Annotated in this window: 4 protein-coding genes; all 4 read right to left on the bottom strand. The window is 40.9% G+C overall.

Features of this window, described 5'->3' with window-relative positions:
• Positions 1-38: 38 nt before the first annotated feature.
• A complete protein-coding gene (locus G4P69_RS21550; protein ID WP_208343837.1) occupies positions 39-3155 on the bottom strand; it encodes an amino acid adenylation domain-containing protein in 3117 nt (1038 codons plus the stop codon).
• Between the two features lie 54 nt (positions 3156-3209).
• Positions 3210-4850 (bottom strand): AprA-related methyltransferase, encoded by a 1641-nt coding sequence (locus tag G4P69_RS21545; RefSeq protein ID WP_208343838.1) that lies wholly within the window; start codon positions 4848-4850, stop codon positions 3210-3212.
• Positions 4851-5010: 160 nt separating this feature from the next.
• The gene (locus G4P69_RS21540; protein WP_208343839.1) at positions 5011-8970 is read right to left on the bottom strand and encodes a type I polyketide synthase; all 3960 of its coding nucleotides are present in this window, start codon (positions 8968-8970) and stop codon (positions 5011-5013) included.
• A 9-nt stretch (positions 8971-8979) separates the two neighbouring features.
• The coding region (locus G4P69_RS21535; protein WP_208351033.1) for a non-ribosomal peptide synthetase at positions 8980-9969 on the bottom strand (990 nt) is incomplete at its 5' end.

Raw genomic sequence — 9969 nt, 5'->3', positions numbered from 1 at the left:
TTTCATGTTAACTTTATACAGCCAATTCAAAGTAGCAGTTAAATTTCTCCTACTTCATACTTAAGATCCATTGCCTCTGAAATATTCCTAACAACCTGCGAATTCCAACGCACTGCTCCAATCGCTTCTGCTAATCCTTGCAAAGTTGGATTCTCCATAAAAGTTCTTAGTTTTAGCTCTAGCTGGAAAGTATCGCGGATTCTAGAAATGATCTGCATAGCTAGCAAGGAGTGTCCACCTAAATCAAAAAAGTTATCATATCTGCCAACCCTGTTAATTCTTAAAACCTGAGTAAAAATCTGGGCTAAAGTTTCTTCTGTAGCATTTTGAGGTGCTGTATAAGTTTGGTTTAGCTCCGGTCTAAAATATTCGGGTGGAAGTAGCTTTTGACGATCTACCTTACCATTAACAGTCAATGGAAAAGAATCTATGAGGATGAAAAAGGAAGGACACATATACTCAGGCAGTTTCTCCTCAAGATAAGTTCGCAGATCCTGCGTTAAGGAATTACCGAACTTACTAAGCATTGGTTGATTGGTATACTTACTCAACTGAGCATCAAGATTTGCTTGGAGGGAATGTGGAAACCTAATGGTATGAGAAACTGCTTTATTGTTGTTTCGTACAAAAGCCACATCATAAGTATCAGGTTGATCTGCTCCTGACCAGCCAATATAAACTGAAAAAGAAAGTTCTTTGCCTAGCGTCCAAAGATCTTCGGGATCCACAAATAACTCTTCGTTTGAAGCTATTTCAAAACTTTCCCGTAATTCACCTACGGTTTTTTGAATTTTTTGCTGGTTCAGAACTTCTGCGATTTTAAAATCTTGAGCAATTCTGGCATTTGGTACATTCCGAATGCAAATAACATCTGGTTCTTTCTGAAGAAGGTGGCTACGTAGGCTCTGCAAAGTCAGATTTTCTTTTTTCCAATTTAGCCACTCATTGTCTATTGGGGAAGGAACAACAGAGTCCCCTATATGGATAATAACGTCATACCGAAACTTGGTTAACTCATTGTGATGATGTCCCCGCTTAAGTAAAACTTCCACATGACTAATTTTTGGTAAACGGGTTTTTAATGCGACAAAAAAGTTTGGATCGATAACAAGTTGATCCTCAAGCTGGATTTTTTTGTCGATTCGTTGGCAGAGCTGTTCAACAGGTAACCACTCTGGAGATTGGAATAATTGAACTGAAGCATGAAAAGCTTCTAACAACGGCAAACAGCGCACGTCTCCCAGAAAAATGTAGCCTCCTTGTGCAACTACATTCACTGCTTTTTCCAACACCTGCACCAAATAATCTACGTTGGGAAAATGCTGCACCACAGAATTGAGAATAACCAGGTTAAAGCTGTTTTCCTCAAAACCCTCAAAGTTATCTGCCATTCTGTGTAAGAGTGCCACATCAGACAAGTTTCGCCTCTCTAAATGGGGCTGAATGTAATCTAGAGCTTGCTGAGAAAGATCTGTACCAATGTAACGGCTACAGTTCGGCGCGATCTGGAACAACAGCATACCAGTACCACAGCCAATCTCTAACACGCGGTCAAACTGAAGAGACATGATTCGCGACGCAGTTGCCTGCACCCACTCAGCCATTTCTTCCTCTGGTAGCGGGCGATTTGTATAGCTACTGTTCCAGCCGATAATATTAAAGGTTGGATCTTCAGTTGTGGGGGTCTGATTGTAGAGATCGTCATAAATATTCTGCCAATGCAAAATATTTTCAGCGTCTTTTTCATCTTTGATTTTATGAACCGTATCCTCGCCATCATTGGGCACGACATACGCTACCAATCGCTTATCATCGGGGGAAACCTCACAAGCCATAACTAAGCTGTTGCTGACGTATGGATGTTGATTGAGCGCACTCTCAATTTCTCCTGGTTCAATGCGAAATCCCCGAATCTTCACTTGGAAGTCAAAACGACCGAGGAATTCAATGTTGCCATCTGGGAGAAAACGTGCTTGATCACCAGTTCGATATAGGCGATCGCCTGGTTTGTCACTTAAGGGATTGGGAACGAATTTCTCCGCCGTTAATTCTGGACTATTTATATAGCCACGTGCTAAACCCTCGCCACTAGTGTACAGTTCCCCTGGTATACCTTCCGAAACTGGTCTCATTTGAGAGTCTAGAATATAAACATCACTTCCCGAAATAGCGCGACCAATGGGGATGGAAGTCCCTAATTCCTCGCTATCAACGACATGATAATAGCAGGTAAAAGTTGTGTTCTCTGTCGGACCATAAACGTGGAGCATGCGGCAGTCTTTAACTTGGTGGAGAAATTTTTGCATATGCTTGACAGACATAATTTCTCCACCAGCCAGCAAATATCGCAGCGATTTCAAATCTTCCAACCGTTCTTCCACCATGAGATGAAACAAGGCAGTCGTCAGAAACAGGATCGTAATCCGATGATTTTCCAGCGCCCTACCCAGTTCTTCTAGAGATGGATTGTGAGGTGGCATAATGACCAAGGTTGAACCGTTTAAGAGGCTACCCCAAATTTCAAAGGTGGAAGCATCAAAAGTCAATGGAGACAGTTGCAAAAATCGGTCTGTTTCCGTTATGGTGACATAATTTTGTCCTTTAACCAATCGAACAACACCAAGGTGTGGAATGCCTATGGCTTTTGGTGTGCCCGTGGAACCAGAAGTATACATAACGTAAGCCAAGTTGTCAGGCATTGTCAGACCAGTTAAATTATCCGTACTTTCTTGGTTAAGAAACGGACTGTCAAGACGCAATGACACTATATCATATTGTGGCAATTCTATTTTCGACCCAATCAATACAACTTCAGACGCAGCATTTGCCAACATATTTACCTGAAGTTTTTCTGGATAGGAAGGGTTGATTGGTAAATAGGCACTACCAGCCTTGAGGATGCCGAGGTATCCAATGATCGCCTCTACCGACCGCTCGACATACAAAGCGATTGGTTTGTCTGTTTTTACATTTAACTTCCGTAAGTGGTGCCCTAGTTGATTAGCTTTTTCATTCAGTTCTCGATAAGTCAAAACTTGGTTTTCCGAAATTATTGCCACCGCCTCAGGTGTCTTTTTTACCTGCAATTCAAATATTTCATGAATACATGTAGGAGTGTTGCTGTTTCTTTTTGATAAATCATTAAAAACTTTCATACACAATTTTCTAAGTTTTAGTTAAGCTACTTTGGTTGAAAAACTTTCCCGACTTCAAGGTTTTATTTTACTGGCAGACGTAAAATAGTTAATACTAATAGTGGCTAGATCATTCGGAGGATATTTAGTCTGGTAACAGGAATTGGCTACTAAACCAGCTGCTTCTGCAGCAGCTAAAAATACCGGCAATTCAACAGGATATTGATCAGTATATCCTTGTGTAGCATCATAGGGTGTTGCTAAAGTTTTACCTATAGAATTTGCAGCTAGTTTTGGAGGAATGATATGCAGTTCTAAAACCAAAAGTCCAAATAATTCTACGTAAGGACACCAACGACCAAGATGCTCTATAAGGTTTTGGACTAATTGATGATTGGGTATCACTTTTCCTCTGTTAGAAAAAGTGCCTGTAGAATTAATTTGGCAATCTTGTACTGATGAAGTTGGTGATATGTATTTGCGATTATGATCTACAAATGCTCTAATATTTAGTAGGTCTTGAAGACGAATATGATGTTCTGACCAAAGCTGATTTGCTAAAATCTCTGGTTCATTGATGTCGCCAAATAAGACACAATGGGGAATGTTTACTTCGGTTAAGGTTTTTTTAGCTGTTTCATAAGACACTTTATTATAGTCTGCACCAACCATAATCAATGGATGTTCTGTCAGGACTTTGCCTCTTTCTGTTTTTTCTTTGATAATTTCGTAAGCACCTTTTAAAAAGCTTCCATCGCCACAGCCTATTTCTGCAATTCCTAAAGGCTGCTCTGCAATGGGACGGTTAAAAATTTCTACGAGAATTTTATAAACTTTTTCAAAATAAGTTTTATGGGAGTGGCTGCTAGCCCAAATGTTTATTTGGCGATCAACATGAGATTCTTCTCCATTTGTCATTCTTTGATCGAGAATATTAGGATTATCGAAAAGTAAATTTTCTAGCTGAGCAAACAACGGTAAATAAGAAACTGTGACTCCATAAGCATAAGCTTTAGATGCAGCAAATATTCCGCGTGACGTTAGTTTTAAGTATTCAGACTGTCTAATTACCCAATTTTGTAAAATTAAAGGTTCAAAAATATTATCCCAATACTCGCAATCTTGTTCAAGTTCCTTCAAATTTAGTACATAGCTTTGAGAAAAAAATCTATCAAAAATGTTTCTCATTGCAAGAGATACAATAATAGGTCCAACCAACATACCATCTAAATGATGAATAATTTGATTGTGTATTTCTGGTTCAATATCAAATGGTAAATTCCATTGATTTTTTGATTTTTCAACTAGTGATTTAAAGCTAGAAATATCCTCTTTAGAGATTCTATTGATTTTATAAATAATAGAACTCACGATACGTATTATTGCTGGGATGTATTTTGCCAATTCTTCATAAAACTCAGCTAGTTCTAGTGCAATAAAGCCTTTTTCAGATAACACATACTCAATGTTTCCCTGAAATTGCTGACTTTCTAGCCATCCCTGATTTTCTAGTAACCTTATTCCTACTTTTAAATAACCAGGATTTCCGCCAAATTTATACAGAATATCTTCAACAGTGAATTGCTTTTCTGCCTGAATGAAATTGATAATTCCTTTTTTCGTCAAAACTTGGATTGTAGGTGCCACAGCAATCCCGTCAAGATGACGGAAAATCTTTTCCATGACTTTTTTACATTCAGCCTTTGGTAGTTCCATAGAAAGCCATATCCTAATAGTAAAGTTTCAAATTAATACAAGAGGAGTCAGGAAACAGGAGTCAGAATTCAGAATACATCAGCTATAAAGAGATCGTGTTTTAACGCTCCTGAATCAACCCCTATCTCGGTAACAAGTGGACGAGGTTTTAAAGCGATAATCATTCTGACTCCTGAATTCTGAATTCTGACTGCTGAGAAAAATGTGACTTTAGCTTTTGGGCTATGATCTGGACGTTAGGGGAGTTTAATATAGTGAAGTGGTTACCTGGAATCTCATCAATCTCCACTCCTCCTTGTGCTAAATGGCTCCAGCCCATTGAACTATCTGGATGAGTGCCCCATAATTGCTCACTGGCGCGGAACAGATTAATTTTGCCCGTATAAATCCCAGGTACATATTTGTTGTATGCCAGAATGTTCGCAATTATCACTCGCAGTAAACGCCCGGTGACTGGCTGGCGAAATTTCATCAGCGTTTGAGACTGAGGTGATTTCTTAGATTGAGAAAAATTTTGAATAAGAACAAGCAACTTTTTAGCAAATTTTTGAACAAAGTTATTTGTCTTGAGTGGATTTTCCTCCCCCGACCATTGATAAACATAATCGTAGACATATGACCAGATGTATGGGAGCAAGAAGTTAAAAACCAACTTAGACATCTGGAAAAAATTACTGATTTTGTAATGAAAAGGAGGTGACATATCTATCAAAGCTAGTAGGTCTACTTTTTGACCAGCTCGTTGTAGCTGCAAGGCCATTTCAAAAGCTACTAAAGCGCCAAAAGACCAACCTCCAAGACGGTAAGGACCTTCTGGTTGAACAGACCGCAAGTCTTTAAGATAATGATTTGCCATCTCCTCTATAGAGGTTAAAGGTTGCTCCTCGTCCCCAATACCTACTGATTGCAGGGCATAAAACGGTTGCTCGTTTCCTAAAAGACGAGCCAACTCGTAATAAGGGGAAACAACTCCTTCAACTGGATGAACGCAGAAAAAAGGTGCCTCACTTCCAGATGACTGTAGAGCAACTAACGAGGGCGATGATTGGTAATTTTTTATCCCTGTTGATCTTGCGATCGCGTCTTTGATCTGCCTTGCTACTTCAGTAATGCTCGACTGATCCAGGAAGCTCGCTAGCGATACATCCACCCCTAACTTATTCGAGAGCCGCTTCCTAAGTTCAATAATTACCAAAGAGTCTAATCCAAAACTCGTAAGCGGTTTTTGGATGTCTATTTTGTCAGGAGCCATTCCCAAAACCAGGGCTAATTGTTCCCTCAACTCAGATACTAGAGAGTTGTCTAAGTCACTCGGTTCTATCATTTCCGCAAGAGTGGACTCAATGCATTCAACTTGAGCTAACTCTTGATCTGTAGCATTTTGAGATGATATCTTCTCCTCAATTGGCTGTGGTTCCATCTTTGAAGTCATTTCTGATCGCTCTGGTGCTTCGATCCAGTAACGCTCTCTTTCAAAGGGATAAGTTGGCAATGGCAGACGACGCCCCTGGTTATGAGTATAAAATATTACCCAATCTACCTGCACACCCGCTAGCCAAAGTTGACCCAATGTGTTCAACAAAAACGCTATATCCGATTGCTCGTCTTGTGGATGGCGTACCGAAGACAAAACGACTTGCTCTACCACCTTATCTGGATGCCGTTTAGCTAGTGTGCTTAACGTTCGCCCCGGTCCTACTTCTAAAAGGATATTGGCGGTTTCTTTGAACAACTCTTGCAGACCATCAGCAAAACGTACTGTTTCGCGCAGATGTCTAGCCCAGTAGCCTGGATCTGTTGCTTGCGCTGCTGTAATCCATGTACCTGTGACGTTGGATAGGTAAGGGATTTGTGGTGGTTTTAAACTGACTGTTTTGACTGTTTCGGTGAAAGATTTCAAAATAGGTTCCATCATGTGTGAATGGAAGGCATGGGAAGTATGAAGATAGCGACATTCCACACCAAGTGCAGTTAATTTGTTTTGTAATACTTCAACTGCATCCTGAGTACCCGAAACCACACAAAGCGATGGTCCATTAACAGCCGCTAGGCAGAGTTCCTCACCCAGAAGTGGTTGCACATCTTTTTCTGATAAATGAACGACGAGCATAGAGCCACTGGGTAATTGCTGCATCATCTGGCTTCTAGAAACAACTAAAGATAATGCCTCTTCTAGAGAAAAAACCTTTGCTAAACATGCTGCTACATATTCACCAATGCTGTGACCAATCATCGCTATAGGACGTAGACCCCACTCGATCCATAATTTGGCTAGGGCATACTCGATCGCAAACAGTGCTGGTTGTGTGATAGCTGTCTGGTTAAGCAACTCTTCCGCTTCGGCTGTTCGTTCTTCACTGGGGTAAAGCAATTCTTGCAGATTGATCCCTAGTGAGGGTTTAAGAAGTTCTGAGCAAATATCTACCTGTTCGCGAAATGTCGGCTCAAGTTGGTAGATTTCCCTCGTCATATTCAGGTACTGCGCTCCTTGCCCCGAAAACATAAATACCACGGGTCGAGAGTATAGATTTTGGTCGCTGGTAAAAACTCGTTGGCTTGCCTTGGTTGAAAGTGTTTGTACAGCATCATTTAAGTCCTGACAAACTAGAAACCTTTTATGAGTGAATACCCTGCGACCAAGGTTTAGGGTGTAAGCAACATCAGCAAGGTTAATTTCTGGATGCTGCTGTAAGTGCGCTATGAGATTGGCTGTCGCCGTATCGAGTGCCGAACTGGTTTTGGCAGATATTGTCAACAGATGAAAGCTTCTACCTAAGGACTGTGTTTCTTGAGTTTCAGGAGCTTCTTCTAAGATGACATGGGCATTAGTGCCACCAATGCCGAAGGAACTGACTCCAGCACGGCGAGGACTTGTATCTGTTTTCCATTCCGACAAAGCACTATTTACATAAAAGGGGCTATTGGCAAAGTCAATTTTGGGGTTAGGTTCTGTAAAATGGAGACTTGGTGGTAAAGTTTTATTTTTGAGGGCTAAGACTGTCTTGATCAGGCTGGTAATCCCTGCGGCTGCATCTAGATGTCCCATATTGGTTTTGATTGAACCGATGGCGATCGCGCTCTTCAGGTGAATTTTGCCACTAAATGCTTTTGTCAGAGCAGCAATTTCAATGGGATCTCCTAGAGGTGTTCCAGTTCCGTGGGTTTCTATATAAGTGATTGTCTTAGGATCAATTCTTGCTACTGCATGTGCTTCGGAAATCACGGCTGCTTGACCATCTACACTCGGAGCTGTGTATCCAACTTTGTTAGCACCGTCGTTATTAATGGCTGAGCCTTTAATAATTGCATGGATATAATCACCGTCTGCGATCGCGTCCCCTAATCTTTTCAAGACGACAACGCCCACACCATTACCCCCCACAGTCCCTGCTGCTTTGGCATCAAAAGCTCGGCAGTGTCCATCAGGAGACAAAATCATCCCTTCTTGATAAAGATAACCTGTTTTTTGCGGAACCCGAACCGACACCCCACCAGCCAAAGCCATGTCAGATTCTCCACTGAGCAAACTTTGGCAAGCTAGATGAACTGCAACTAATGAAGTAGAACAAGCTGTTTGCACATCTAAACTTGGTCCACTAAGATTTAGTTTGTAAGAAACCCGTGTAGACAAATGATCGTTAGCATTTCCTAGCAGTAGTTGAAAACCGTCTACTAATTCCCACACCTTAGGGTTCCCATAAAGATTGTTGAGCAAGTAAGTATTCATGCTCATACCAGCGTAAACCCCAACCGCACCAGAGTAAATTTCTGAGTTATAACCAGCATTTTCTAGAGCCTCATAAGAGCACTCTAAAAAAAGACGTTGTTGCGGATCCATAATCATGGCTTCTCTGGAACTGCAGTTAAAGAAAGAAGCATCAAACAATTCAATATCTGAAAGAACAGAGCCATATTTGACGTAATTGGGGTTACAGAGCAAAGTCTGGTTTACCTTAGCATCTAACAGTTCCTGCTCCGAAAAATCTGAAATTAACTCTACACCATTTTGCAAATTTTCCCACAATTCATCAACATTTTTGGCTCCAGGAAAACGACCGGACATACCAATAATGGCAATTGCTAAATCATCTATAGAATTTGTTTCTAACAATTCTTCCATTTAATATCCTTACTGTTTATTTCTTGAGCGATGATTTTGTCTGAGTTGCCTTTGTTGCTGGAGCAAATCTTTAGGTTTATAAGTATTTTGAATGGTTAAAGGTGTTGGTGAATCAAATATTTCTAATGATTTTTCTTGATTTAAATGTTTATATAAAGAGTAGATGGTCGGATATTGAAACATTTCAGCTATTGATAAGTTATGTCCAAATATTTCTTGTAATTGACTGTGAACCTGGAGTATGAGTAATGAATGACCACCTAAATCAAAAAAGTTGTCATGTATCCCCACCTTTTCTAGGTTTAATGCTTGCTGCCAAATGGCAGCGATTTTTTGTTCTACTTCAGAATTAGGTGCAACATAAGTTGGTGACGAACTTGAGTCAAAATCTGCTGGTGGTGGTAGTGCTTTACGGTTTACCTTACCAGTGTGTGTCAACGGCATAGCCTCAAGGAATACAAATGCCGACGGCACCATATAGTTAGGAAGTTTATCCTTTAGAAAGGAACGCAACTCACTTACACCAATTACCTGTGTCTGGTCAGAAATCACATAAGCTACCAAGCGCTTGTTGTCAACACCATCGTCCTGAGCTATCACCACAGCCTCTCTAACATTTGGGTATTGACTTATAACAGCTTCAATTTCCCCTAGCTCAATGCGGAAGCCCCGCAGCTTTACTTGCTGGTCGATCCGACCAAGAAACTGGATATTACCATCAGGAAGCCACCGAGCAAGATCTCCTGTTCGATAGATGCGCTCTCCTGGTTCTTTGCTAAAGGGATTTGGCATAAACTTTTCGGCACTTAAGTCTGGACGGTTCAAATAGCCCCGCGCCAAACCCACGCCAGCAATGCATAGTTCGCCAGCAACACCCACAGGTACTGGTTGAAGTTGAGCATCTAGTATGTAGATGCGTGTATTCTTGATTGGGTTACCAATGGGGGGAGCTTCGTGAGAATCTTGGCATTTAGCCACTGTTGCCCAGACTGTGGCTTC

The sequence above is a fragment of the Aetokthonos hydrillicola CCALA 1050 genome (assembly GCF_017591665.1).
GTDB classification, from domain to species: Bacteria; Cyanobacteriota; Cyanobacteriia; order Cyanobacteriales; family Nostocaceae; genus Aetokthonos; species Aetokthonos hydrillicola.
This window is presented reverse-complemented; position numbering and strand designations above follow the sequence as displayed.

What these genes read in the sequence shown, in the direction of transcription:
- G4P69_RS21550 (WP_208343837.1), bottom strand. Translation starts at nt 3,155, where the DNA reads ATGAAAGTTTTTAATGATTTATCAAAAAGAAACAGCAACACTCCTACA.
- G4P69_RS21540 (WP_208343839.1), bottom strand. Translation starts at nt 8,970, where the DNA reads ATGGAAGAATTGTTAGAAACAAATTCTATAGATGATTTAGCAATTGCC.
- G4P69_RS21545 (WP_208343838.1), bottom strand. Translation starts at nt 4,850, where the DNA reads ATGGAACTACCAAAGGCTGAATGTAAAAAAGTCATGGAAAAGATTTTC.